Origin of the sequence: Sphingomonas glacialis (genome assembly GCF_006439055.1) — a bacterium.
In the GTDB taxonomy this organism is placed as follows: Bacteria; Pseudomonadota; Alphaproteobacteria; order Sphingomonadales; family Sphingomonadaceae; genus Sphingomonas; species Sphingomonas glacialis_A.
The window spans coordinates 333,518-356,536 of record NZ_RCZC01000003.1 but is presented as its reverse complement, the minus strand read 5'-3'; the positions used below and the strand labels follow the sequence as shown (position 1 = coordinate 356,536).

Genomic DNA, 23,019 nt, shown 5'->3' with positions numbered 1-23,019 from the left:
CGATCAACGTCGCGCTGTGCGGTCCGCGCGGCGGGGCCTGGGCGATGACCGAGCGCGGCGCGCAGCATGTCCGGCGCGATGCCGATCATTTCGCAGTGGGCCCGAGTTCGCTCAGCTGGGATGGCGACACGCTGGTGATCGAGATCGACGAACGCTCGGCACCCTTGCCGTACCGGGTTCGCGGAACGGTGCGCGTTACCCCCGAGCAGATCGGCACGACCGCCTTCGCGCTCGATCCCGCGGCGCGGCACCGCTGGCACCCGGTCGCGCCGCGCGCGCGCGTTGAAGTGGCGATGACGCATCCCGATCTCGGCTGGTCGGGGCACGGCTATTGCGACTCAAACTTCGGCGACGAGCCGCTCGAGGCGGGATTCGATGACTGGCATTGGTCGCGGGCGCATCTGCGCAACGACGTGGCGGTCCTCTACGAGGGGCGGCGGCGCGGCGGTGATCCGTTCGAGCTCGCGCTCAAATTCGATCGGCAAGGCCGCTGGCACGACGTCGCGCCGCCGCCGCGCGTCAGTCTCCCGCATACCGGCTGGCGCGTCGCCCGCGCGACACGCGCCGATGCGGACGCCGCGCCGCGCGTGACGCGGACGTGGATCGACGCGCCGTTCTATGCGCGCTCGGCGCTGTCGACGCGGCTGTTCGGCGAAAATGTCGATGCGGTGCATGAAAGCCTGTCGCTCTCGCGCTTCCGCTCACCGATCGTCCAGTCGATGCTCCCCTATCGGATGCCCCGCGCGCTCTGGTAACTCTTCGGGCGGCGGCACCTTCTTGGCTTTGTCGCGCGCAATCTCGCGGTTGATCGAGACGAGCTGCCAGATCACGAAGAGAATCGTCGGCACCCCGACGATCGCCATGTCGAGCAGCGCGAAATAGCTATTCGGCATCCGCAAACCCTCGAATCAAGGCGGCGACATCGGCGGCACGTTCCTCGTGTGCGAGATGGCCGAGCCCCGCGAGCACCTCGAGCCGGCTGTCGGGCAGCAATGCCGCGGCCTGGCGGACCGATGCCAGCGGGATCGCCGAATCGGCCGAACCGTGGACGAGCAGGGTCGGCACGCGGACGCGCGGCAGATCGCGCGCGAGCGACTCGAGATCCCAATCCGCCATCATCGTGATCGCACCTGCGACATGGTCCGACGTCGAGAACAGCCGCCGATACAAGCCCACCCCGCGCGCATCGATCGTCGAGCCCGTCGCCCGCTCGAGATAGCGCGCCGCATCGCCCGGTCCGCGCGCGAGCCCGGCGACGAGATGCGGCGCGAACGGATTGACGAACAGCATCCGCGCAAGCGTCGGGAAGAGCGCTGCGGCAAGCCCGGGAAACGGCATCAGCGCGGGATTGAGCCCGACCAGCCGCGCCGGATTCGCGCCGCCATCGAGCACCAGCCGCGCCCCGATCGCCGCGCCGGCGGAATGGCCCACCACCAAATCGGGCGTGAGCCCGAGCGCGCCGAGCAGCTCGCCCACCGCCCGCGCCATCGCGGGCATCGCCAGCCCGCCGACCGGGCGCCCGGTGGTGAAGCCATGCCCCGGCAGATCGGGCGCCACGACGGTGAAGCTTTCCGCCAGCAGCGGTGCGAGATCCCGCCAGCTGTGCGTCGCAGCCCCCGTGCCGTGGAGCAGCAGCAGCGCCGGCCCTGCGCCCATCACCTGAACATGCCAGCGAATGCGCGCGGTATCGACGAACCGACTCGCGGCGTGATTGGGCCAGTCGCGCCCCTCGACCTCCCAGCGCGCGCGGCTCATGCCGCCTGCGCGGCGACGACCACGCGATGCATCGCGGCGGCATCGGCGCGCGGCAGCGGCAAATAGCGCGCACCCATCGCTAGCGCGAGCCGCGCCCCCTCGGGGCGGGGGCGTGCCGCGGTATCGAGGAACACTGCGCCGATTCCCGCTTGCCCGATCGCGCGGGCGGCATCCTCGGCATCGCGCTCGGCACTCTCGCGCACTGCGCTACCATCCGCGGCGATATTGCCGCGCCCGTCGGTCAAGACGACGAGGAACGGCGTGCGTCCCCGTGCGCGTGCCGCCTCGGCAAGCGTGCGCGCCGCGTCGAGCCCTGTGGCAAGCGGCGTTCCGCCCCCACCCGGCAGATCGGCCAGCGCCCGCCTGGCGCGGGTCAGCGAGCGCGTCGGCGGTAGCAAGACCTCCGCCCCGACTCCGCGAAACGCCACCAACGCGACCTGCGCGCGCTTCACATAGGCTTGTGCGAGCAGCAGCTCGACCGCGCCCTTCGCCTCCGCCAACCGCGCCGCCGCCGCCGAGCCCGAGGCATCGACCGCAAAGATCGTCACCGTTTCCGCACGCGTCTCGAAGCGGCGGATGCGCAGATCATCGCGGCGGATCCGGATCGCGCCGACACCGCGTTCACGCAGTTTCTGCCACGGCGCGGCGGCGCGCAGCGTGTCGATCAGGCTGAGCCGCAAGCCGCCGCGCGGGATCCCGGCCCGCGCGCCGAGCGGGCGACCGCGGAGTGGCGACTTGCGCCGCTCGCCCGTTCCGCGCGCGCGGTTCGCACCGTGCCGTCCGCCCCCCGCGGCGAGTCGTTCGAGCACGTCGCGCGGGAGCGCGGCGAGGGCGGCCGCCAACACCACGTCTTCGGGCGGTTCGGGCGCGCCGCGTTCTTCCTCGCCCGACTCGGTTTCGGGCGGCGGCGGCGGCGTGTCGGCCGCCTCTTCCTCCTGTGGCGGCGGCGGAAAACGCGTCGCGCGCGGACCCAGCACGAGCCGGACCGCGACACCTACATCCTGCGCGTCCGGCGCGCTGCGCCCGGCCAAGGCCGCCGATGCGCGCGCGGCGCGCAGCGCAAAGAGCGGCGCGCGCGCCGAATCGACCCCCAGCGCCGCCGCTGCCGCGGCAAGGATCGCGATCGGATCGAGCGGTTGCGCGTCGCTGCTGTCCACATTCGGTTCGGCAGCGGGTGGATCGGAGGAGATCGGCCCGCGGCACTCGGAAAGATCGATCCGAAACGCCAGGCGCTCGACCAGGGCCTGTGGCGGCGCTTCGTCCTCCACCCCGTCGTCGAATGCGACCACCGCCACCCGCACCGGCACGGCGTCGATCGCGCGCGCGTCGAGCACGGCGGTCATCCGCGCCGCGGTCGCCTCGGCGATTCGCTCCGCCATCGGCAGCACGACGATCCCGCCATCCGCGGCGGCGAGCACGCCCTGCTGCCGCACCGGTCGCCCGAGCGCCAGCGTCGCGCCGAGATCGAGCCCGCCGAGCAGCGCATCGTCATCGACATGCGCCGGTATCCGCCGCAGCGGCGCGCCCGGCGGCAACGCGCCGTGCAACGCCGCAAGGACGCGGTCGCGCAAGTCTCCGCCGCCGCGCAGGATCATCCCGCCCAACCCGACCGGATCGATCGCACACAGCCGCGCCGCAAGGATCGCATCGTCGAGCGGCGCGGCGTGGTCTCGCAGCGAGGGGGCCGCGCTCACGCCGCCGCCAGTTCGTCCAGCGCGCGTTCGATCCGCACCGTCGAGCCCGTCTCGTCGAGCACGCCGCGCCGCAACCGGTGCCGCAGCGCGAGCGGCGCAACACGCGCAAGCTGCGCCGGGCCGACGACGACCTCGCCATCGAGCGCCGCCAGCGCCCGCGCCGCGCGCATCAGCGTCAGCTCGCCGCGCAAACCATCCGCGCCGACCGCCATGCACAGCCGCGCGGCGCGCGCCAGGATCGCATCGGGCACCGTCACCTGCGCTACGCCAGCCCGCGCGCGCGCGAGGCGTCGCAGCGTCTTCTTCTCCGCCGCGCGCCACGTTTCGGCAAATTCCGCCGGCGTGCGCTCGAACGCGTCGCAGCGCTTGAGGATCTCGATCCGCGCGGCGAGGTCCTGCGGCGTGCGCACCTCGACCGACAGGCCGAAACGGTCGAGCAATTGCGGGCGCAGTTCGCCCTCTTCGGGATTGCCGCTGCCGACCAGCACGAAGCGCGCCGGATGCCGCACCGACAGCCCCTCGCGCTCGACGACATTCTCGCCCGACGCCGCGACGTCGAGCAGCAGGTCGACGATATGATCCTCGAGCAGGTTGATCTCGTCGATATACAGAAAGCCGCCATTGGCGCGCGCGAGCAGCCCCGGCTCGAACGCCTTGACCCCGGCCCCCAGCGCGCGCTCGAGATCGAGCGCGCCGACCACGCGGTCCTCGGTCGCGCCGAGCGGCAGATCGACGAAAGGGACGGGCACGGTCGCCTTGCGATCGGGCGGGGCTGCGCCCTCGGGATGAAACCCGGCAAGGGCGGCAGGCATTGGTGGCAGCAAGGCGGCAAGCGCGCGCACTGCGGTTGACTTGCCGGTGCCGCGATCGCCGAATACCATCACCCCGCCGATCCGCGCATCGATCGCGGCCAATAGCAGCGCCAGTTTCATCTCGTCCTGGCCGACGATCGCCGAAAAGGGAAAAGCCATGCCCATTGCCGCAGTGTACCACGCGCTTGACACTCGGCAAGTGGACAGTCGTCGAAATGTGATCGAGCGCAGCGCATGAGCCCGCTGATCGTCTCGGGCGGATGCGCCGCCGTGCTGCTCGTGGCGGGTGGTCTCGCGACGCCGATCGGCTCGTGGTACAAGGCGCTGCGCAAGCCGTGGTGGCAGCCGCCCGGCTGGGCGTTCGGCCCCGCGTGGACGATCCTGCTCGGCCTCGCCGCCTGGTCGGCGGCGATCGCCTGGACCGCCGCGCCCGATGCAGCGGCGCGGCACACGGTGCTCATCCTGTTCGCGGTCAACGCCGCCTGCCATTTCGCCTGGAGCCCGCTGTTCTTCGCGATGCGGCGGCCCGATTGGGCGCTGGTCGAAGTCGTCTTCCTGTGGGGCTCGCTCGTCGCCCTGCTGGTCGGGCTGTGGCCGATCTCACATTTCGCCGCGGCGCTGATCGTCCCCTATTTCCTGTGGGTCAGCTTTGCCGCGGTGCTCAACCGCACGATCGTGCAGCTGAACAGGCCGTTCGGCTGAGGCGTTTCGGCTGCCCCCTTTTCGCTAACATTGTCGGCACTCGCCAAAAGGCGTACACCAAGTCTCCAAGACAAAGGAAAGTACGCCTAGGAAGAGGATCGACCGATGACCGCCACCCTACACGCAACCGCCACGCCCGCACACGCCGCTGATCTGCCAGAGATCCGACGAATCGGGACTGCCGACTTGACCTGGGCGCTTAGCGAGGGGTGGAAGGACTTTACCGAAAAGCGCGGCGATCTGATCTTTCTGGGGCTGCTCTATCCCGTCATCTGCTTCGTCGCGGTCGCGCTCGCCTTCAATGCGCCGCTCCTCCCGCTTCTCTTCCCGCTCGTAGCCGGGCTGTCGATCGCCGGGCCGGCGGTCGCCTCGGGCTTTTACGAACTCGCGCGGCGGCGCGAAGAGGGCCGCGACTCGAGCTGGTGGCACTTCCTCGATCCGCTCAACGGCCGCAGCCGCTGGCCGCTCGCGCTGCTGACGCTCGGCATCGCGGTGCTGTTCGTCGCCTGGCTGGGCGTCGCCTACGCGATCTATGATGCGACCTTCGGCGCGGCCGCGGCGATGCAGCCGGGCGACGTGCTCGAACGGCTGTTCACCACGCCCGAGGGCTGGGAGCTCATCGTGCTCGGCAATCTCGCGGGCGGCGGCTTTGCAGTGGTGACGCTCGTCGTCGCGATCGTCGCCTTTCCGATGGTGGTCGACCAGCCGGTCGATGCGATGACCGCGGTGCGCACCTCGCTCGGGGCGGTGCGCAAAAATCCGCGCGAGGCGCTCGGCTGGGGCGTCCGCGTCGCAGGCCTGCTCGCGTTAGGCATGATCCCAGCGGCGATCGGTCTGGCGGTGGTGCTGCCCTGGCTCGGCTATGCGACCTGGCACCTCTATACGCGGCTGGTGGTGCGTTAAGGCGTACCGGAAGCGCGGCGCTGCGCGGCGGCCATCCGATCGAACTGATCGAGCGCTTCGAGCCGCTGCGCGATGTCGTCGCGATACGGCGCGTCGGCCGGCGTGGCGGCGAGCGCATAGGCCCAGGCGGGGCGGGCCTGCGCGACCTCGCCGGCATCGACATAGGCCATGCCGAGGAAGAACGCCGGCCCCGGGCTGCGCGGCGCGAGCGCGACCGCACGGCGGAACGCGAACTTTGCCGCAGGCGACACCGCGCTATCATGCAGCGCGAGGACATAGCCGAGCCCGGTCCACAGCATCGCATCGTCGGGGCGCAGCGCGATCTCGCGCCGCAATCCGTCCGCCGCGGCATGCGCGTCGCCCGCCTGCAGCCGCGCATCGGCGCTGGCCAGCGCAAGGCTGTCGACGCGCGACGGGGCGAACACCGCCTCGCGAAACGCGACCATGCCGGGATCGACCGTGATCGGCGTGACATCGGCCGCGATCGGCTTGCCCGGCAGATGCCGCGCGCTCTGCAGCGCGAAGCCCGCCGCGCCGAGCACCAGCGCCGCCCCCGCGATCGTCCAGAGCGAGCGCCCGATCCCCAGCCCCCATAGCAGCCCTGCGGCCGCAACACCGACCAGCACGAGCATCAGCAGGTTCACGCGCGCCGCCTCCGCTTGAAACTCGCACGTGCGAACCAAACGCCGAGCGCGAGCAGGACGAGCGGCGCGATCCACAACGGCGCGGTGATCGCGCTCAGCGGCGGATCGTAGCTGACATAGTCGCCGTAGCGCGCGATCAGCCACGCGCGGATCGCCTCCGGGCTCTGCCCCGCAGCGATTCGCGTGCGCACCAAAGCGCGCATGTCGCCCGCCATCTCGGCATTGCTGTCGGCGATCGACTGGCCCTGGCAGACGACGCAGCGCAGCGTCAGCATCAGCGTCTGCGCCTGCCGCTCCTGCGCCGGATCCTTGAGCTGGACATTGGCGAGCGGCGCCGGCGGCAGCTTGCTGTCCGCCCAAACCGGCGCCCCGACGAGGAACAGGAGGAGGATTAGCAGCCGCGTCACCGCGCGTTCCGGACCGTTGCGATCAGCCCCGGCACTTCGTCGGCGCGGATGTCGCCGACATGCTGGAGCACGATCCGCCCGTCGCCGCCGATCACGAAGGTCTCGGGCACGCCCGACGATCCGAGCGCGAGCTGGACCGAACTCGTCTTGTCGTCGCCGATCGAGGCATAGGGATCGCCATTGCGCGCGAGGAAGTCGGCGATCGCGGCGGGCGTATCGCGGATCGCGACCGCGTCGATCTCGACGCCAGCCTGCTTCAGCGCGAGCAATTGCGGCGCCTCGGCGATGCACGGGATGCACCAGCTGGCAAAGACGTTGAGCAAGCGCGGCTTGCCCTTGGCGAAGGCGGCGGTGGCGAGGCCCGGCTTGCCCGGCACGATCGGCGGGAGCGCGAATTTGGGGAGCGGCTGTCCGACCAACGCAGAGCGCACGGTGCGGTCGGCGGGCTTGTAGAGCCCCCAGCCGACCAGAGCGAGCAGGCCCAGCGCGACGGCGAACGGCACCCAGATCAGCCAGCGCTTCATGCGTACGCCTCGCGCACCCGCACGCGCCGCTCCCGCCGCAAGCGGCCGAGCAGCGACAGCGCGCCGCCGAGGGCGACGAGCGCGCCCCCGAACCAGATCAGCGTCACGAACGGCTTCCACCACAGCCGCAGCTGCCAACGCCCGGTGCCATCGGGCTCGCCGAGCACGGTGTAAAGCTGCCCGTCCCAGCGCGTCGCGATCGCCGACTCGCTCGTCACCGTCACCGGATTGGCGAAGAAGCGCGATTGCGGGCGGAGATAGAAGACCGCGCCGTCGGCCCCGCGCCGCGCGCTCAGCCGTGCCTCGAGCGCCGACCAATTGGGGCCGACCACCGGCTTGATCCCGTCGAGCGTGACGGTGAACGGCCCGGCGCGATACGGCTCGCCGACGCGCACCGCAACGAGCGTCTCCTGCGTGAAGGCGGCGTCGCACGCCATGCCGGCAAGGCTCACCGCAATGCCGAGATGCGCGACGACCATGCCGTAGGTGAACAGCGGCGTCCGGCGCCAATTGCGACCCCACAGCGGCAACACGCTCGCCACCGCCAAGCCAATCGCGAGCGCGAGCCCGAACAGCGGCAACCACGCGATCCCACCGCCGAGCGCGACCAGAGCGACCAGCGCAAAGCCCGTCATCGCAACCGGCACCGTCATCCGCCCGAGCACCACGCCCGGATCGTCTCGCCGCCAGCGCACCATCGGCCCGACCGCCATCACCACGCCGAGCGCGAGCGCGATCGGGCCGATGAACTTGTCGAAGAACGGCTTGCCGATCGACAATTGCGTCCCGAAGCCCGCCGCGACGATCGGATAGAGCGTGAACAGCAGAACGAGCGCGAGGATCACCGAGAGCAGCAGATTGTTGACGATCAGCGCGCCTTCGCGGCTGACCGCATCGAAGGTATTGCCCTGCTTCACCGTGCCGACGCGGAGCGCGAACAGCAGCAGCGCGCCGCCGATATAGATCGCCAGCAGCGCAAGAATGAACGAGCCGCGCGTCGGATCGACCGCGAAAGCGTGAACGCTGGTGAGGATCCCCGAGCGCACCAGGAAGGTGCCGATCATCGACATCGAGAAGGCGACGACCGCGAGCATCAGCGTCCACGCCCGCAACCCGTCGCGCGTCGCCAGCACGCTCACCGAATGGAGCAAGGCGGTCGCGGCGAGCCACGGCATCAGCGAGGCATTCTCGACCGGATCCCAGAACCACCAGCCGCCCCAGCCGAGCTCGTAATAGGCCCAATACGATCCGGCGGTGATGCCGAGCGTCAGGAAGATCCACGCGCCGAGCACCCACGGCCGCATCGCGCGCGCGAACGCCGGGCCGACATCGCGCGTGATCATCGCGCCGACCGCGAAGGAGAAAGCGATCGAGATACCGACATAGCCGATATAGAGCGTCGGCGGATGGAACGCCAAGCCGGGGTCCTGCAGCAGCGGGTTGAGTCCGTTGCCATCGGCAGGCGCCGGATCGATCCGCGCGAACGGGTTCGAGGAAAAGAGCAGGAAGGCGTAGAAGCCGAGCGCGATCGCCGCCTGCGCGCCGAGCGTCGCGATCAGCGTGGGCTTGGCGAGGCTGCGCTCGAGGATGGCCACCGCAGCACCGGCGACGCCGAGGATCGTCACCCAGAGCAACATCGAGCCCTCGTGATTCCCCCACGCGCCCGCGATCTTGTAGAGCATCGGCTTGTCGGAATGGCTGTTCTCGGCGACGAGCAGCACCGACATGTCGCTGCGCACGAACACGGTGATGAGCAGCAGCATCGCGAACAAGGCGAGCACGCCCTGCACCACCGCGACCGGTCGGACCGAGGCGATGATGTCGGCGGTGAGCGTGGTTTCCTCATCGCTTCGAGCTGAACCTGTCGCCTCAGCGCGAACGGGGGTGGAGCGCCAGACCCCCAATCCGGCCAGCACGAGCTGCAACAGCGCGAGCGCAGCGGCGAACCACAAGGCGGCAAGGCCTGCCTCGGCGATCAAAGCGCCGCCCCCCGGCCGTCACCCCGGGCTCGTTCCGGGGTCCACCCTGCAACGAGCGCCACGCGTGCGGCACGGTGGACCCCGGGACAAGCCCAGGGTGACGAACCCTCTACTAAGGACCGGTCCACCCTCATTGCTGCAACGTCTTCGTCTCGTGCATCTTGCCGGCGATTTCGGGGGGCATGTATTTCTCGTCGTGCTTGGCGAGCAGATTGGTCGCAGTGAAGCTGCCGTCGGGGTTGAACGATCCTTCGGCGACGACCCCCGATTTCTCGCGGAACAGGTCTGGCGCGATGCCCTTGAAGGCGACCGGCACCGTGGCCACGCCATCGGTGACGACGAAGCGCATCGACACGCCATCGGCGAGGCGCTGGATAGAATGATCCGCGACCATCCCGCCGAGCCGCACCGCGCGCCCGATCGGCAGGCCGTCCTTCTTCACGTCGCCCGGCGCGTAGAAGAACGCCGCCTGGTCCTTCAGGGCCGACAAAGCGAGCAGGCTTGCCCCGCCGACCGCACCGATCGCGAGCAGGACGAGCGTCAGGCGTTGATGCTTGGCTTTCATTTCTTCTCGCTGCTGCGCATCGCCTGGAAACTCCACACGGCGAGCGCGACGGACACGGTCCCAGTCAGGACATAGGCCGCGGTGACGAAGGGCCAGGGGTTCATGCGGTCACCTCGACGACATTCGCCATCCGCCGCAGCCGCGCCTCGGCCTTGGTGCGCGCGAGGATCGTGCGCATTCGCATCAACACGATGCCAGCGAAGAAAAAGGTGAAACCGCCGAGCGTGAACCACAGCGGCCACAGGATCGACGAGTCGATCGTCGATTTGGTCAGGCCGATGCTCTGCCCCTGATGCAGCGTGTTCCACCACACCACCGAATAGCGGATGATCGGCAGCAACACCGACCCGGCGATCCCGTACAGCGCGGGGATCCGCCCGTCGCCGCCACGCTCGTCATCGGCGCGGACCAGCGCCATGAAGCCGAGATAGACGAAGAACAGCAGCAGCATCGAGGTTAGCCGCCCGTCCCATTGCCACCACGTCCCCCAGGTCGGGCGCCCCCAGATCGACCCCGTCGCGAGGCAAAGGCCGGCGAACACGGCTCCGGGCGGCGCAATCGCGCGCGCCGCGATCATCGCCAGCGGATGCCGCCAGACGAGGAACACCAGCGACGAGATCGCGATCCCGCTCCACCCGCCCATGCCGAGCCAGGCGGTCGGCACATGGATATAGAGGATGCGGACGGTCTCGCCCTGCAGATAGTCGGGCGGGGTCTGCGTCAGACCGCCCCAGACGCCGACGGCGATCAATCCGACGCCGGCCCAGAACAGCAACGCGGTCAGGGGGCGCGCAAGTTTCAGGAAACGCGCCGGATTCGCGAGGGTGTGGAGGCTCTGCACGCGCTGAGTGTTACGCAAGACCGACAGAAGAATCTATATGCACGCCGGCCCTTCCCCTCATCATCGGTCGCACGATCCTATTCTGCGGCGCGCAATCCTGCCTCACCATAATCGACATCTTCGGGCAGTGCCCAGAGCAATTCGTGCTTGGTCAGCACGCGGCCGTCCCAGGCGCGTACGTCGATCGGGGCGATCGGGCGCATGTCGCGCTTGTCGACCAGCACCGGGCTGGCGCGAAAGCCCGTCTCCCAGCGCTCGCCCCATTGCCGCAGCGCGAGCATCGTCGGGAGCAGCGCGGCGCCCTTTTCGGTCAGCTCATACTGGATCTTGCGGCGATCGGCGGCGACCGCGGTACGCGTCAGGATGCCATGCTCGACCAGCCGCCCCAGCCGATTGGCCAGGATATTGCGCGCAATGCCGAGCTCGGACTGGAATTCCTCGAAATGGTGCAGGCCGTTGAAGGCGGCGCGCAGGATCATGAAGCTCCAGCGTTCGCCCATCACTTCGAGCGCCGCGGGGAGGCTGCATTTGACCAAATCCCGCAAGGGCTCGCGCAACTTTGCATCCATGATCGTCAACCCTAACGCATTTATACTTGAAGGGGGAAGCAAAACTACGTTTTGACTTGCAACTCGCAACTGCAGCATTTAAGTAGCGAATCGAAACCGAAAAGGCAAGGAGCCTCCCCATGATCCGTTCGCTTCCGCTTGCTGTCGCCGCCTTCGTCGCGACCCTGCCGTTCGTGCCGAGCGTAGCGCGCGCCGCCGACGCCGCGCCGTATTACGCCGCGACCCCGGTCGCCGCCCCGGCCAAGACGATGCTGATCACCAACGGGACGGTCTGGAAGTGGAACGCCACCGCATTCACCGCCAACAAGGGCCCGCAGCGCGAAGGGATCGTCTGCGAGATGATCGCGCAGCGCGCCGGCAAGCTCTCGGCCTTCGCCATCGCGGGCCAGCCGCTCGATGCCGACGCGCTCGCCAAGTGCAACGCGCGCGCCAAATAAGCGTCGTCCTGGAGCGATCCCGGCCCCTTTCGCATCCGTGCGAGAGGGGCTTTTTTCTGCGATTCGCGCAAACATGTTGCAAAGCAACAGTTCGTAACGCCATCTTGGGTGGACATGTTGCGTCAGTATGAACTTGTCGATCGTGTCCTCGAATACGATCCCTCCGCCAATGAGGCACTGCTCAACCGCGCCTACGTCTTCTCGATGCAGGCGCACGGCTCGCAGAAGCGCGCGAACGGCGACCCCTATTTCAGCCATCCGATCGAAGTCGCGGGGATCCTGACCGACCTGCATCTCGACGACGAGACGATCGCGACGGCGATCCTCCACGACACGATCGAGGACACCGTCGCGACGCCTGAGGAGATCACCCGGCTGTTCGGTCCGAGCGTCGCGCGGCTGGTCGACGGCGTCACCAAGCTGTCGAAGATCGAGGCGCAGACCGAAAACGAGCGCGCCGCGGAGAATCTCCGCAAATTCCTGCTCGCCATGTCGGACGACATCCGCGTGCTGCTGGTCAAGCTCGCCGACCGGCTGCACAACATGCGCACGCTGCATTTCATCAAGAATTCCGACAAGCGCAAACGCATCGCGCGCGAGACGATGGACATCTACGCGCCGCTCGCCGAGCGGATCGGCATGTACGAGTTCATGAAGGAGATGCAGACGCTCGCCTTCGCGCAGCTCGAGCCCGAGGCGTTCGAATCGATCACCAAGCGGCTCGCCCAGCTCAAGGAGGGCGGCGGGGACCGCATCGCGAAGATCGGCTCGGGGCTGAAGCTGCTGCTCAGCCGCCAGGGAATCGAGGGCGACGTATCGGGGCGCGAAAAGCACCCGTATTCGATCTGGAAGAAGATGGCCGAGCGGCACATCAGCTTCGAACAGCTCAGCGACATCATGGCGTTCCGCGTGATCGTGCCGAGCGAAGAGGCGTGCTACACCGCATTGGGCGTGATCCACCGCCGCTGGCCGATGGTGCCGGGCCGCTTCAAGGATTACATCTCGACCCCCAAGCGCAACGGCTATCGCTCGCTCCACACCACGGTGATCCACGCCGACAATACGCGCGTCGAGATTCAGATCCGCACGCGCGACATGCACGAGGAGGCCGAGCTCGGCCTCGCTGCGCACTGGGCGTACAAGCAGGACAAGGTGCGGCCCGATTCGCAGGTCAGCTGGATCCGCGACCTGGTCGAGATTCTCGACAATGCCGAGAGCCCCGAGGAGCTGCTCGAGCATACCAAGATGGCGATGTATCAGGATCGCATCTTCGCCTTCACACCCAAGGGCGAGCTCCACCAGCTCCCCAAGGGCGCCTCGCCGATCGATTTCGCTTATGCCGTCCACACCGATCTCGGCGACCAGGCGGTCGGCGCGAAGATCAACGGGCGCGTCGTCCCGCTTCGCACCGTGATCGAGAATGGCGACCAGGTGCAGATCCTGCGCTCCAAGGCGCAGGAGCCGCAGCCCGGCTGGCTCAACTTCGCGATCACCGGCAAGGCGCGCGCCGCGATCCGGCGGCATCTGCGGCAGAAGGAGCGGATCGAGACGCAGGCGCTCGGGCGGAAGATGTATGACGAGCTCGTCTCACGCCTCCCCGCCCCGCTCGCCGGCAATGCGCAGGCAACCGCGATGCAGCGCCTCAAGGTGTCCGACGAAGCCGCGCTGCTCGAGGCGATCGCACGGCGGCGCATTCCCGATGCCGCGGTGATGGAGGCGCTGATGCCCGGCTCGGCCGGGGTCGATGCGATGCGCGAGCTGCCGCCGCAATCGAGCGCGATCTCGATCCGCGGGCTGACCGCGGGCGTCGCGTTCGATCTCGCCGAATGCTGCCATCCCGTCCCCGGCGACCGGATCGTCGGCCTGCGCCGCCCCGATGCCGGGATCGAAGTGCATACGATCGACTGCCCGGTGCTCGCCGCCGCCGACGATACCGATTGGGTCGATCTGTCGTGGGGCGACAAGACCGAGGGCGCGACCGGGCGAATCTCGGTCGAGGTCAAGAACGAACCCGGCGCGCTCGGCACGATCGCGACGATCATTGGCGCGCAGAAGGCGAACATCGTCAACCTGCGGCTCGATAATCGCGACACCGGTTTCCACACCAACACGATCGATGTCGAGGTGCACGACGTTCAGCATCTGATGCACGTCATCGCCGCCTTGCGCGCGGCTGACGCGGTCAACGGGGTCGAGCGCGTTTGAGGCGTCCTCTACCGGCCGCCGATCACCGGCTTGCGAACCCGAGGTGAGCCGCTAGGCTGCGCCTCTGCAAAGCAAGGGGATGATGATGGACCGGCGTGATTTTCTGTGGTCGACCAGCGCTTTCGGCGCGCTCGCGCTGCTCCCCGCCGCCGCTGCCCGCGCAGCCGCGGCAACTGGCGCGGGCGACGCCGCGCTCGCCGCGCTGTTCGACCGGATCTTCGCCGAAGGCCTGCAGGAAAGCCCCGAGAGCGCGACGCAGCTCGGGCTCGACAAGGGCGCCAATGCCGCGTTGAAGCAACGGCTCGACGATCCGTCGCTCGCCAACCGTGCGCGCGGCCTCGCCCGGACGCGCCGCGCGATCGCCGCGCTCGACGCGATCGATCCCGCGACGCTGTCGCCGACCAGCAAGCTCGACCGCGAGGTCGTGCTCTACTCGCTGCACCAGCGCGAAGTCGGCCCCGCGCGCTTCAGCGTCGGCTCGCCGCAGCGGCCCTATCCGATCACACAGCAGCAGGGCGCCTATTTCGGCGTTCCCGATTTCCTCAATTCGCGCCATGTCGTCGCGAGCGCCGCCGATGCCGAGGCCTATCTCGACCGCCTCGCCGATTTCGCGCGCGTGCTCGATGCCGAGAATGCGGTGCAGGAGGATGCCGCCAAGCGCGGCCTCGTCGCCCCCGCCTTCGCGCTCGATCTCGCGCTCGGGCAGATGGCGGCGCTGCGCAAGCCTGCACCGGCCGAGAGCGGACTCGTCACCTCGCTCACGCTCCGGACGACGGCGGCCAAGCTGCCCGGCGAGTATGCCGGCCGCGCGACCAAGCTCGTCGCCGATTCGGTCTATCCCGCGCTCGACCGGCAGATCGCGCTCGTCACCCGGCTGCGCCGGACCGCGCGGAGCGATGTCGGGCTGTGGTCGGTGCCGAATGGCGATGCGCTCTATGCCGCCGCGCTGGCGAGCGCGACGACGACCGATTTCACGCCCGATCAGGTCCATCAGATGGGGCTCGACCAGGTCGCCGAGATCAGCGCCACGCTCGACTCGCTGCTCAAGGCGCAGGGCCTGACGACCGGCAGCGTCAGCGCACGGCTCGACACGCTCAACACAACCCCCGCGCAGCTCTACCCCGACACGCCCGAAGGCCGCGCCGCCTTGCTCGCCAGCCTCAACGACCAGGTGCGGACGATGCAGGCGCGCCTGCCGACGCTGTTCATCAACCCGCCCGACGCCCCGCTCGAGATCCGCAGCGTGCCGGTCGAGATCCAGGACGGCGCGTCGAACGGCTATTATTACCGCGCCGCGCTCGATGGCTCGCGTCCGGCGATCTACTGGATCAACCTCAAGCACATCAGCGACTGGCCCAAATACGGGCTGCCGACGCTGACGCATCACGAAGGCGTCCCCGGCCACCATCTCCAGATCAGCATCGCGCAGGGCGCCGCGGGTCCGCTGATCCGCAAGACGAGCTTCTTCAACGCCTATACCGAGGGCTGGGCGCTCTATGCCGAGCAACTCGCCGACGAGAGCGGGGTGTACGACCAGGATCCGCTCGGCCGGATCGGCTATTACCAGTCGCTGCTGTTCCGCGCGTGCCGGCTCGTCGTCGATACCGGCATGCACGCCAAGCGCTGGAGCCGCGAAAAGGCGATCGCCTATATGGTCGAAATCACCGGCTTCCCGCCGCCGCGCGCGACGAGCGAGGTCAACCGCTACTGCACCATGCCGGGACAGGCATGCAGCTACAAGATCGGCCATGTCAGCTGGCTGCGCGCCCGCGCCAAGGCCAAGACGATCCTCGGCGCGAAGTTCGATGTGCGGGAGTTCCACGAGATCCTGCACAGTGGCGCGGTACCGCTGGTCATTCTCGAACGGCTTGCCGAGGAACGCGCCCACGCCGCGGCGTGAACCGGACGCGCTGCGGATTGGCGATGACGCGCGGGCAAAGCGGCGCTAAACCGACGGCATGATCCGCCCCGCGCTCTCCATCGTCATTCCCTGCTATAACGAAGCGGCGTGCCTCGACCTGCTCCATGCGCGCGTCTCGGCGGCGGCGCAGGCGGCGGTCGGCGCGGATTACGAGATCGTGCTGATCAACGACGGCTCGCGCGACGAGAGCTGGCCGGTGATGCAGCGCCTCGCCGCCGCCGACCCGCGGCTCGTGGTGATCAACCTGTCGCGCAACCATGGCCACCAGCTCGCGCTGACCGCGGGGCTCGATCTGTGCTCGGGCGCGCAGATCCTGATCATCGATGCCGATCTGCAGGACCCGCCCGAATTGCTCAGCGACATGCGCGCGGCGATGACCGCGCAGCAGGCCGATGTCGTCTATGCCGTGCGCCGCACGCGCGAGGGCGAGACCGCGTTCAAGAAGCTCACCGCGGCGGTCTTCTATCGCCTGCTCGACCGCGTCACCGACACCGCGATCCCGCTCGACACGGGGGATTTCCGCCTGATGAGCCGCCGCGCGCTCGACGCATTCCTGGCGATGCCCGAACAGGCGCGCTTCATCCGCGGAATGGTTGCCTGGGTCGGTTTCCGCCAGGTGCCCTTCCCGTATGACCGGGCCGAGCGCCATGCCGGGGAGACGAATTACCCGCTCGCCAAGATGATCCGCCTCGCGCTCGATGCCGTCACCGGTTTCTCGACCGCGCCCTTGCGTTTCGCGAGCCATTTGGGGCTCGCGCTGACCGCGGCGTCGCTGTTGCTGTTCCTCTATATCGCGATCGGCTTCTTCAGCGGCAGCGCGGTCGCCGGCTGGACCTCGACGATGCTCGTCGTGGTGCTGCTCGGCGCGTTCCAGATGTTCGTGCTCGGGATGATCGGCGAATATCTCGGCCGGCTCTATGTCGAATCGAAGCGCCGGCCGCTCTATTTGGTCGCCGATGTGGTCGGCCCGATCCAGGGGCAGGCGACGCTAGGCTATCGCGCCGAATCCGAGCCCCAAGCGGTTCGCGCGGAGCCTGTCGAAGGGCTCGCTGCACCACAGGCGGCCCGAACCGACGGCTAGCGCCGCCTCATTTGGGCGACGCCAAGGTCAGGATCGACACCCCCGGCGACAGCGGCACGCGGCCGACAAGGTGCCGCTCGAGCCGGAAGATCCGCTCGAACAGCGCGTTGAGCGCAGCCGGCGGCGGCGAATCGTCGCTGTCGTCCTTGCCGCGCAGCCGCCCGGCGATCCGCGACGCGGCGGCAAGCGGGAAGAGCAACGAGTTGAACCAGCGCAGCCCGTTATGCTTGAGCCCGGCCTGGCCGATCGCCGCGGCGAGCGTCGCCTTCGAATAGCGCCGGTGATGGTGGTTGACGACGTCGTGCGCGCTCCACAGCCATTGGTGCGCGGGGACCGCGATCAGGATCTTGCCGCCGGGCTTGAGGCATTCGCCCATCGCCTTGAGCGCCGCGACATCGTCCTCGATATGCTCGACCACATCGAGCACCGCGATCAGATCGTATGCCCCGCGTTCGATCCCCGGCAGTTCGGGGAGCGGCGCCGCGCTCACCGGCGCGCCGAGCCGCGCGCTCGCGATCGCGCGCGCGGCGGGATCGATCTCGATCGCCTCGACGCGCCCGAACTGCGCCAGCATCGGCAGATTGTGCCCGGTGCCGCAACCGATCTCGAGGATCCGCGCATCCTTGGGCAGGCCGCCTTCGCGCGCGAGATAGTCGGCAAGGATGTCGCGCCGCGCGCGATACCACCAATGCGTGGAATCGTGTGCCGCCATGCGGTCGTAAACGATGCGGTCCATTTATTTGAACACCAATTGGCGATTGAGGAAAAAGGTGAAGACGGTCGCACAGGCGACCGCGGGGAGCAGCGGCGCCCATGCCGGATATCCCAGCTTGGCGGTGCCGATCCAGGTGATCAGCGCGTTCAAGAGGACGCCCGACGCTTGCACACAGACGAATTTGACGTGCTGCATCTGACCCGGATCGCGCGATCCGTGGTCCTTGAAGCTCCACCGGCTGTGCAGGAAGAACCCCGCCGTCACCGCCACCAGAAAGGCGAACGGGACGGCATAGACGGCGTGGCGCTGCTCGAACACGAAGTGCGTCAGCGGCAGATAGACCGCGGCGTAGATCGCCGTGGTGATCACCCCGGCGATGCCGAAGCGCACCAGCTGACCGAACAGCGCATTGTCCCGCAAGCCTGCAATCTGTCGCTGGATCGATGTCACGTTGGCTTGCCCTTTACGATAGCGGCATTAGAGCGCGCAGAGACCCGAGGAAAGCGTTTTACATGATTGACGGCACAGTGGCGCGGACGCTCGATCGGGATTGGGTCCGCCTCAGCCTGATCGCCTGGGTCGGCATCGCGATCTATTATGTCGCGCAGCGCTGGACCGGAATCCATTACCTCCAGCTCGGCGATACCGACGACAATATGCGGCTGATGCAGGTCCGCGCCTGGCTCGGCGGGCAGGGCTGGTACGATCTGCGCCAGTACCGGCTCAATCCGCCGCTCGGCTTCGACATGCATTGGAGCCGGCTGGTCGACCTGCCGCTCGCCGGACTGATCGTGCTGCTGCGCCCGTTCGTGGGGCCGCGCGAGGCCGAGATGCTGGCGTGCGGCATCGCGCCGTTGCTGCCGCTCGGCATCGTGCTGCTCGGCCTCGGCGCGACCGTACGGCGCCTCGTCAGCGTCTATGCCTGGCCGCTCGGCATTGTGCTGCTGCTGTGCTGCTCGGCGACGATGCTGATGTATATGCCCGAGCGGATCGACCATCATGGCTGGCAGCTCGCGATGCTGAGCCTCGCCGTCGCCGGCCTGTCCGACCCCAAGGGCGCGCGCGGCGGCGCGATCGTCGGCGTGGCGAGCGCGGTGTCGCTGACGATCGGGCTCGAGATGCTGCCTTATGCCGCGCTCGCCGGCTCGATCCTGACGCTGCGCTGGATCTGGGACCGCAGCGAGGCGCCGCGGCTCGCCATCTACGCGCTGTGCCTCGGTGCCGGCAGTGGGCTCGGCTATGCGCTGTTCGCGTCCTATGCCGATGCGGTGCTGCGCTGCGACGCGCTGACGCCAGTGTGGCTGAGCGTGATGGTACTGGCGGGCGCGTTGCTGTTCGCGATGGGCTGGGCGAACCCGGCGAACCGCTGGGTACGGCTTGGCCTGGCGATCGCGGCGGGGGCGATCATCGTCGTCGGTTTCGCGCTCGTCTTCCCGCAATGCCTCGGCCGGCCCGAACAGGCATCACCCGAGCTGCAGGAGAACTGGCTCAACATGATCCGCGAGGCCAAGCCGATCTACAGCCATCCGTTCCGCGTCGCCTTCCCGGTCGCGGTGATGCCGATCGTCGGGGTGATCGGCGCGGCGGTCGCGACGTGGCGCGCGCGCGGCACCGCACTCGGCGGGGCGTGGGCGACCGTCTTGCTGTTCGTCACCGGCGCGGCGTTGCTGCTGCTGTGGCAGGCGCGCGCCGGGCCGGCGGCGCAGATGCTGTCGGTCCCCGGCGCGGTCGCGCTCGGCTGGTTGCTGATTCCGATGCTGCAGGGCAGTCGCTCGGCGCTGGTGCGCGTGCTCGGCACTGCGGCGGCGATCGTGCTGATCGGGTCGGGCCTGTTCGCCGGGCTTGCGATCCGCTTCCTGCCGATCGACCGGCCGAGCAAGCGCGTCCAGATCATCGACCGCGCGAGCGGCCAATGCCCGACGATGACCGCGCTGCGCCCGCTCGACCGCTATCCCGCGCAGACGATCTTCAGCTTCATCGATCTGGGGCCGCGGATCATCACGATCACGCATCACGATGCGATCGCCGGGCCGTATCATCGCAATGGCGCCGCGATCCTCGACGTGCAGCACGCGTTTTCGGGCAGCCCGGAGAATTTCCGCGCGATCGCCAAGCGTCACGGTGCGACGCTGCTACTGGTCTGCCCCAACATGGCCGAATCGACGATCTATCGCGTGCGGGCGCCGGGCGGCTTCTACGACCAGCTCGCGCATCGCAAGACGTTCGATTGGCTCGAGGAACTGCCGATGCCGGCCAAGTCGCCGCTGCGGCTGTGGCGGATCAAGGGGTGAGGAGTGAGGATTAAGCCCCTCCCCTGAAGGGGAGGGGCTTCCCAAGACTCAGCCCAGGCTCGCCTTCACCCCGTCGATCACGAACTGCACCGCAAGGGCTGCGAGCAGCACGCCGAGCAGCCGGGTGATCACCGCCTCGATCTTGGCGCCGAGCACGCGCATGATCGGCCCTGCCGCAAGCAATGCCAGCAGGCAGAGCAGCAGGATCGTCGCCAGCGCGGCAAGCACGACCGCGATCCGGTCGATACCGTGGTTGCGGCTCATCAGCAGCATCACCGACGCGATCGAGCCCGGCCCCGCGATCATCGGCATCGCCATCGGGAAGATCGAGACGTCCTCGACCTCGTGCGTCGCGGCGATCTTGGCGGCGCGGTCCTCGCGGCGCTCGGTGCGCTTTTCGAACACCATCTCGAGCGCGATCAGGAACAGCATGATCCCGCCGGCGGTGCGGAAGGAATCGAGGCTGATGCCGAGCGCCTTGAGCAGCACTTCGCCGAACGCGGCAAAGGCGAACAGAATCGCGGCGGCGACCAGCACCGCACGGATCGCCATCGCGCGGCGGTTGGCGGGCGAGGCGCCCGACGACAGGCCGGCATAGATCGGCGCGCAGCCGGGCGGGTCGATCACCACGAAGAAGGTGATCAGCGACGAGATATAGAGCTCGATCAAAGCGCGCCCTCGCCGACGATGTTTTCGCGCCGCTCGGCGGAAATCAGCGTATTGCGCAGCAGCACCGCGATCGTCATCGGGCCGACCCCGCCGGGCACCGGCGTCACCGCCCCCGCCACGTCGAGCGCACCCGCGAAATCGACATCGCCGACCAGCCCCTCGGGCGTGCGGTTGATGCCGACGTCGATCACCGTCGCGCCCGGCTTGAGCCACGCGGCCTTGACCATCTGCGGGCGCCCGACCGCCGCGACAACGATGTCGGCGCGCTGGACCACGCTCGGCAGATCACGCGTGCGCGAATGTGCGACGGTGACGGTGCAGCTCTCGGCGATCAGCAATTGCGCCATCGGCTTGCCGACGATGTTCGAGCGCCCGATCACCACCGCCTCGAGCCCGCTCAGATCGCCGAGCTGATCCTTGAGCAGCATCAGGCAGCCAAGCGGGGTGCACGGCACGAAGCCGGGCAGCCCCACCGCGAGGCGTCCGGCATTGACCGGGTGGAAGCCGTCGACGTCCTTGTCGGGGTCGATCCGCGTCGTCACGGCCTGCTCGTCGATATGGCCGGGCAGCGGCAGCTGGACGAGAATCCCGTCGATCGCGGGATCGGCATTGAGCGCGTCGACCAGGTCGAGCAGCGCCTGCTGCGGCACGTCGGCGGGGAGGCGATGCTCGATGCCCCCCATGCCCGCCGCTTTGGTCGCCTTGCCCTTCGAGCGGACATAGACCGCCGAAGCGGGGTCGTCGCCGACCAGCACGACTGCGAGCCCCGGCGCGCGGCCGGCCTGTTCGGCAAAGCGCGTGACGCGCTGCGCAACGCGCTCGCGTAAGCCGGCGGCGAACGCCTTTCCGTCGATGATTGCGGCAGTCATGCTAGCGCCTTTCGCCTCAGAGCGGCGTGCCGCTCAGGATATGGGCGGCAAGGTTGTTGAGGATGATGCTGAGGATCCGCAGCGTCAGCAGCACCGCGAACGGTGCCAGGTCGATCGATCCGAAATCGGGCAGGATCCGCCGGAACGGGCGATACAGCGGCTCGGTGCCGTGGTTGAGCCCGGTATAAATCGAGCGAACGACCTCGTTATACGTATTGATGACGTTGAACGACACGAGCAGCGACAGGATCACCTGAACGATGACGATCAGCGTGACCGCGTCGATCAGCACCTGCAGGATCTGGATGATGGTAATCACGCGCGTCTCCGGATGGGGGTCGTTACGGTTCTAGCGCGCGAGCGCGCGCGGGAACACCCTCTTAAGCCCCTCCCCTTCAGGGGGGGGGTGGGGTGGGGCTGTGCTGGATCATCGAGCGCCGGCGCTCGTTGACACGTCCCCACCCCAACCCCTCCCCTGAAGGGGAGGGGCTATTTAGGATCAGCGCCGCACCAGCGTGCCCGCACCGCGCCGCGTGAAGATTTCGAGCAGCATCGCATGCGGCACGCGCCCGTCGAGAATGACCGCGGCATCGACCCCACCCTCGACCGCGTGGACGCAGGTCTCGAGCTTGGGGATCATCCCGCCGCTGATCGTGCCGTCGGCGCGCAGCGCGGCAACGCCCGCGGGGTTGAGATCGGTGACGAGCTCGCCTTGCTTGTCGAGCACGCCGACCACGTCGGTCAGCATGAACAGGCGTTCCGCGCCCAGCGCCGCGGCGATCGAGCCCGCCATCGTATCGGCGTTGATGTTATAGGTGTGGCCGTCGGCGCCGATCGCGATCGGCGCGATCACCGGGATGATCCCGGCCTGCGACAGCGTGTCGATGATCCGGCGATCGACCCCGACCGGCTCGCCGACGAAGCCCAAGTCTACATGCCGCTCGATACCCTGCAATTTGTCGGGCGTGTCGCGGCCGACCTTGGCGGCGGTGACGAAGCCCGCATCCTTGCCCGAAATCCCGACCGCGCGCCCGCCGGCCTGGCCGATCCAGCCGACGATTTCCTTGTTGATCGATCCCGCGAGCACCATTTCGGCGATCTGCGCGGTCTCGGCATCGGTGACGCGCAGGCCATCGACGAAGCGCGATTCGACGCCGAGGCGCTTGAGCATCGCGCCGATCTGCGGGCCGCCGCCGTGCACCACGACCGGATTGATCCCGACCGCCTTCATCAGCACGACGTCCTCGGCGAAATCGCGCGCGAGCTCGGGATCGCCCATCGCGTGGCCGCCATATTTCACGACGAAGGTCTTGCCGGCGTAGCGCTGCATATAGGGCAGTGCCTCGACCAGCGTTTCTGCCTTGGCGAGGAGTTCGGGCGCGGGGGAATGATCGGTCATGCGGGCACCTTCTTCTCCCCTCCCGCTTGCGGGAGGG

General features: G+C 68.6%; 25 protein-coding genes. 8 read left to right on the top strand and 17 right to left on the bottom strand.

Annotated features, from left to right (window positions below; genetic code table 11):
* Positions 1–44 precede the first annotated feature (44 nt).
* Positions 45–755, top strand: coding sequence for a hydratase (locus EAH76_RS13530; RefSeq protein ID WP_140850999.1), 711 nt, complete (start codon positions 45–47; stop codon positions 753–755).
* Here EAH76_RS13530 and EAH76_RS13525 read toward each other — a convergent pair.
* The 4 genes from EAH76_RS13525 to EAH76_RS13510 are packed head-to-tail and all read right to left on the bottom strand — an operon-like array spanning position 702 to position 4,426.
* Positions 702–893 (bottom strand): hypothetical protein, encoded by a 192-nt coding sequence (locus EAH76_RS13525; RefSeq protein ID WP_140850794.1) that lies wholly within the window; start codon positions 891–893, stop codon positions 702–704. The genes EAH76_RS13530 and EAH76_RS13525 overlap by 54 nt on opposite strands.
* Positions 883–1,755: an alpha/beta fold hydrolase BchO gene (gene bchO / locus EAH76_RS13520; protein ID WP_140850793.1), complete on the bottom strand. Its 873-nt coding sequence runs from the start codon at positions 1,753–1,755 to the stop codon at positions 883–885. Before bchO ends, EAH76_RS13525 begins: the two co-directional genes overlap by 11 nt.
* A complete protein-coding gene (locus tag EAH76_RS13515) occupies positions 1,752–3,449 on the bottom strand; it encodes a magnesium chelatase subunit D (protein ID WP_277754279.1) in 1,698 nt (565 codons plus the stop codon). The genes bchO and EAH76_RS13515 overlap by 4 nt, the downstream gene beginning before the upstream one ends.
* Positions 3,446–4,426, bottom strand: coding sequence for an ATP-binding protein (locus tag EAH76_RS13510; protein ID WP_140850792.1), 981 nt, complete (start codon positions 4,424–4,426; stop codon positions 3,446–3,448). The genes EAH76_RS13515 and EAH76_RS13510 overlap by 4 nt, the downstream gene beginning before the upstream one ends.
* Before the next feature lie 69 nt (positions 4,427–4,495).
* On the opposite strand from EAH76_RS13510, the gene EAH76_RS13505 reads away from it, so the two are divergent.
* Both EAH76_RS13505 and EAH76_RS13500 read left to right on the top strand, forming a co-directional pair.
* Positions 4,496–4,963, top strand: coding sequence for a TspO/MBR family protein (locus tag EAH76_RS13505; protein ID WP_140850791.1), 468 nt, complete (start codon positions 4,496–4,498; stop codon positions 4,961–4,963).
* Between the two features lie 105 nt (positions 4,964–5,068).
* Positions 5,069–5,866 carry a DUF2189 domain-containing protein gene (locus EAH76_RS13500; RefSeq protein WP_140850790.1) on the top strand — a complete coding sequence of 266 codons (798 nt, stop codon included), beginning with the start codon at positions 5,069–5,071 and terminating at the stop codon, positions 5,864–5,866.
* Here EAH76_RS13500 and EAH76_RS13495 read toward each other — a convergent pair.
* The 7 genes from EAH76_RS13495 to EAH76_RS13465 all read right to left on the bottom strand — a co-directional run bounded on the left by EAH76_RS13495 (position 5,863) and on the right by EAH76_RS13465 (position 11,395).
* Entirely contained in the window at positions 5,863–6,510 is a 648-nt protein-coding gene (locus tag EAH76_RS13495) for a tetratricopeptide repeat protein (protein ID WP_140850789.1), read from the bottom strand. The genes EAH76_RS13500 and EAH76_RS13495 overlap by 4 nt on opposite strands.
* Positions 6,507–6,917 carry a cytochrome c-type biogenesis protein gene (locus EAH76_RS13490; protein ID WP_140850788.1) on the bottom strand — a complete coding sequence of 137 codons (411 nt, stop codon included), beginning with the start codon at positions 6,915–6,917 and terminating at the stop codon, positions 6,507–6,509. Before EAH76_RS13490 ends, EAH76_RS13495 begins: the two co-directional genes overlap by 4 nt.
* On the bottom strand, positions 6,914–7,441 hold the full coding sequence (locus tag EAH76_RS13485) for a redoxin family protein (protein WP_140850787.1): 528 nt from the start codon (positions 7,439–7,441) through the stop codon (positions 6,914–6,916). The genes EAH76_RS13490 and EAH76_RS13485 overlap by 4 nt, the downstream gene beginning before the upstream one ends.
* On the bottom strand, positions 7,438–9,420 hold the full coding sequence (locus tag EAH76_RS13480; protein WP_140850786.1) for a heme lyase CcmF/NrfE family subunit: 1,983 nt from the start codon (positions 9,418–9,420) through the stop codon (positions 7,438–7,440). Before EAH76_RS13480 ends, EAH76_RS13485 begins: the two co-directional genes overlap by 4 nt.
* A gap of 130 nt (positions 9,421–9,550) precedes the next feature.
* A complete protein-coding gene (ccmE, locus tag EAH76_RS13475; protein WP_140850785.1) occupies positions 9,551–9,985 on the bottom strand; it encodes a cytochrome c maturation protein CcmE in 435 nt (144 codons plus the stop codon).
* A gap of 100 nt (positions 9,986–10,085) precedes the next feature.
* On the bottom strand, positions 10,086–10,826 hold the full coding sequence (gene ccmC, locus EAH76_RS13470; protein ID WP_140850784.1) for a heme ABC transporter permease CcmC: 741 nt from the start codon (positions 10,824–10,826) through the stop codon (positions 10,086–10,088).
* Between the two features lie 77 nt (positions 10,827–10,903).
* The gene (locus tag EAH76_RS13465; RefSeq protein WP_140850783.1) at positions 10,904–11,395 is read right to left on the bottom strand and encodes a winged helix-turn-helix transcriptional regulator; all 492 of its coding nucleotides are present in this window, start codon (positions 11,393–11,395) and stop codon (positions 10,904–10,906) included.
* Between the two features lie 119 nt (positions 11,396–11,514).
* On the opposite strand from EAH76_RS13465, the gene EAH76_RS13460 reads away from it, so the two are divergent.
* From EAH76_RS13460 to EAH76_RS13445, 4 genes are all read left to right on the top strand, one after another.
* On the top strand, positions 11,515–11,832 hold the full coding sequence (locus EAH76_RS13460; protein WP_194151002.1) for a CC_3452 family protein: 318 nt from the start codon (positions 11,515–11,517) through the stop codon (positions 11,830–11,832).
* 114 nt (positions 11,833–11,946) lie between these two features.
* A complete protein-coding gene (locus EAH76_RS13455; protein WP_140850782.1) occupies positions 11,947–14,037 on the top strand; it encodes a RelA/SpoT family protein in 2,091 nt (696 codons plus the stop codon).
* 85 nt (positions 14,038–14,122) lie between these two features.
* The gene (locus EAH76_RS13450; RefSeq protein ID WP_140850781.1) at positions 14,123–15,937 is read left to right on the top strand and encodes a DUF885 domain-containing protein; all 1,815 of its coding nucleotides are present in this window, start codon (positions 14,123–14,125) and stop codon (positions 15,935–15,937) included.
* A gap of 58 nt (positions 15,938–15,995) precedes the next feature.
* The gene (locus tag EAH76_RS13445; RefSeq protein ID WP_140850780.1) at positions 15,996–17,039 is read left to right on the top strand and encodes a glycosyltransferase family 2 protein; all 1,044 of its coding nucleotides are present in this window, start codon (positions 15,996–15,998) and stop codon (positions 17,037–17,039) included.
* Between the two features lie 7 nt (positions 17,040–17,046).
* Here the strand turns inward: EAH76_RS13445 and EAH76_RS13440 are convergent, their stop codons facing one another.
* Together EAH76_RS13440 and EAH76_RS13435 are read right to left on the bottom strand one after the other, a co-directional pair.
* Positions 17,047–17,775 (bottom strand): class I SAM-dependent methyltransferase, encoded by a 729-nt coding sequence (locus EAH76_RS13440; RefSeq protein ID WP_140850779.1) that lies wholly within the window; start codon positions 17,773–17,775, stop codon positions 17,047–17,049.
* Positions 17,776–18,204 (bottom strand): GtrA family protein, encoded by a 429-nt coding sequence (locus tag EAH76_RS13435; RefSeq protein WP_241659688.1) that lies wholly within the window; start codon positions 18,202–18,204, stop codon positions 17,776–17,778.
* A gap of 62 nt (positions 18,205–18,266) precedes the next feature.
* On the opposite strand from EAH76_RS13435, the gene EAH76_RS13430 reads away from it, so the two are divergent.
* On the top strand, positions 18,267–20,045 hold the full coding sequence (locus tag EAH76_RS13430; RefSeq protein WP_140850778.1) for an AcrB/AcrD/AcrF family protein: 1,779 nt from the start codon (positions 18,267–18,269) through the stop codon (positions 20,043–20,045).
* A gap of 48 nt (positions 20,046–20,093) precedes the next feature.
* On the opposite strand, the gene EAH76_RS13425 is transcribed toward EAH76_RS13430, so the two are convergent.
* The 4 genes from EAH76_RS13425 to argB form a co-directional block, all read right to left on the bottom strand.
* On the bottom strand, positions 20,094–20,714 hold the full coding sequence (locus tag EAH76_RS13425; RefSeq protein ID WP_140850777.1) for a MarC family protein: 621 nt from the start codon (positions 20,712–20,714) through the stop codon (positions 20,094–20,096).
* Positions 20,711–21,583 (bottom strand): bifunctional methylenetetrahydrofolate dehydrogenase/methenyltetrahydrofolate cyclohydrolase FolD, encoded by an 873-nt coding sequence (gene folD / locus EAH76_RS13420; RefSeq protein ID WP_140850776.1) that lies wholly within the window; start codon positions 21,581–21,583, stop codon positions 20,711–20,713. Before folD ends, EAH76_RS13425 begins: the two co-directional genes overlap by 4 nt.
* 16 nt (positions 21,584–21,599) lie before the next feature.
* A complete protein-coding gene (locus EAH76_RS13415; RefSeq protein ID WP_140850775.1) occupies positions 21,600–21,902 on the bottom strand; it encodes a YggT family protein in 303 nt (100 codons plus the stop codon).
* Positions 21,903–22,082: 180 nt separating this feature from the next.
* Positions 22,083–22,982, bottom strand: a complete 900-nt coding sequence (gene argB, locus EAH76_RS13410; RefSeq protein WP_140850774.1) for an acetylglutamate kinase — start codon at positions 22,980–22,982, stop codon at positions 22,083–22,085.
* Positions 22,983–23,019: the final 37 nt, after the last annotated feature.

What these genes read in the sequence shown, in the direction of transcription:
- EAH76_RS13530 (WP_140850999.1), top strand. Translation starts at nt 45, where the DNA reads ATGACCGAGCGCGGCGCGCAGCATGTCCGGCGCGATGCCGATCATTTC.
- EAH76_RS13525 (WP_140850794.1), bottom strand. Translation starts at nt 893, where the DNA reads ATGCCGAATAGCTATTTCGCGCTGCTCGACATGGCGATCGTCGGGGTG.
- bchO (WP_140850793.1), bottom strand. Translation starts at nt 1,755, where the DNA reads ATGAGCCGCGCGCGCTGGGAGGTCGAGGGGCGCGACTGGCCCAATCAC.
- EAH76_RS13510 (WP_140850792.1), bottom strand. Translation starts at nt 4,426, where the DNA reads ATGGGCATGGCTTTTCCCTTTTCGGCGATCGTCGGCCAGGACGAGATG.
- EAH76_RS13505 (WP_140850791.1), top strand. Translation starts at nt 4,496, where the DNA reads ATGAGCCCGCTGATCGTCTCGGGCGGATGCGCCGCCGTGCTGCTCGTG.
- EAH76_RS13500 (WP_140850790.1), top strand. Translation starts at nt 5,069, where the DNA reads ATGACCGCCACCCTACACGCAACCGCCACGCCCGCACACGCCGCTGAT.
- EAH76_RS13485 (WP_140850787.1), bottom strand. Translation starts at nt 7,441, where the DNA reads ATGAAGCGCTGGCTGATCTGGGTGCCGTTCGCCGTCGCGCTGGGCCTG.
- ccmE (WP_140850785.1), bottom strand. Translation starts at nt 9,985, where the DNA reads ATGAAAGCCAAGCATCAACGCCTGACGCTCGTCCTGCTCGCGATCGGT.
- EAH76_RS13465 (WP_140850783.1), bottom strand. Translation starts at nt 11,395, where the DNA reads ATGGATGCAAAGTTGCGCGAGCCCTTGCGGGATTTGGTCAAATGCAGC.
- EAH76_RS13460 (WP_194151002.1), top strand. Translation starts at nt 11,515, where the DNA reads ATGATCCGTTCGCTTCCGCTTGCTGTCGCCGCCTTCGTCGCGACCCTG.
- EAH76_RS13455 (WP_140850782.1), top strand. Translation starts at nt 11,947, where the DNA reads ATGTTGCGTCAGTATGAACTTGTCGATCGTGTCCTCGAATACGATCCC.
- EAH76_RS13450 (WP_140850781.1), top strand. Translation starts at nt 14,123, where the DNA reads ATGGACCGGCGTGATTTTCTGTGGTCGACCAGCGCTTTCGGCGCGCTC.
- EAH76_RS13445 (WP_140850780.1), top strand. Translation starts at nt 15,996, where the DNA reads ATGATCCGCCCCGCGCTCTCCATCGTCATTCCCTGCTATAACGAAGCG.
- EAH76_RS13440 (WP_140850779.1), bottom strand. Translation starts at nt 17,775, where the DNA reads ATGGACCGCATCGTTTACGACCGCATGGCGGCACACGATTCCACGCAT.
- EAH76_RS13430 (WP_140850778.1), top strand. Translation starts at nt 18,267, where the DNA reads ATGATTGACGGCACAGTGGCGCGGACGCTCGATCGGGATTGGGTCCGC.
- folD (WP_140850776.1), bottom strand. Translation starts at nt 21,583, where the DNA reads ATGACTGCCGCAATCATCGACGGAAAGGCGTTCGCCGCCGGCTTACGC.
- argB (WP_140850774.1), bottom strand. Translation starts at nt 22,982, where the DNA reads ATGACCGATCATTCCCCCGCGCCCGAACTCCTCGCCAAGGCAGAAACG.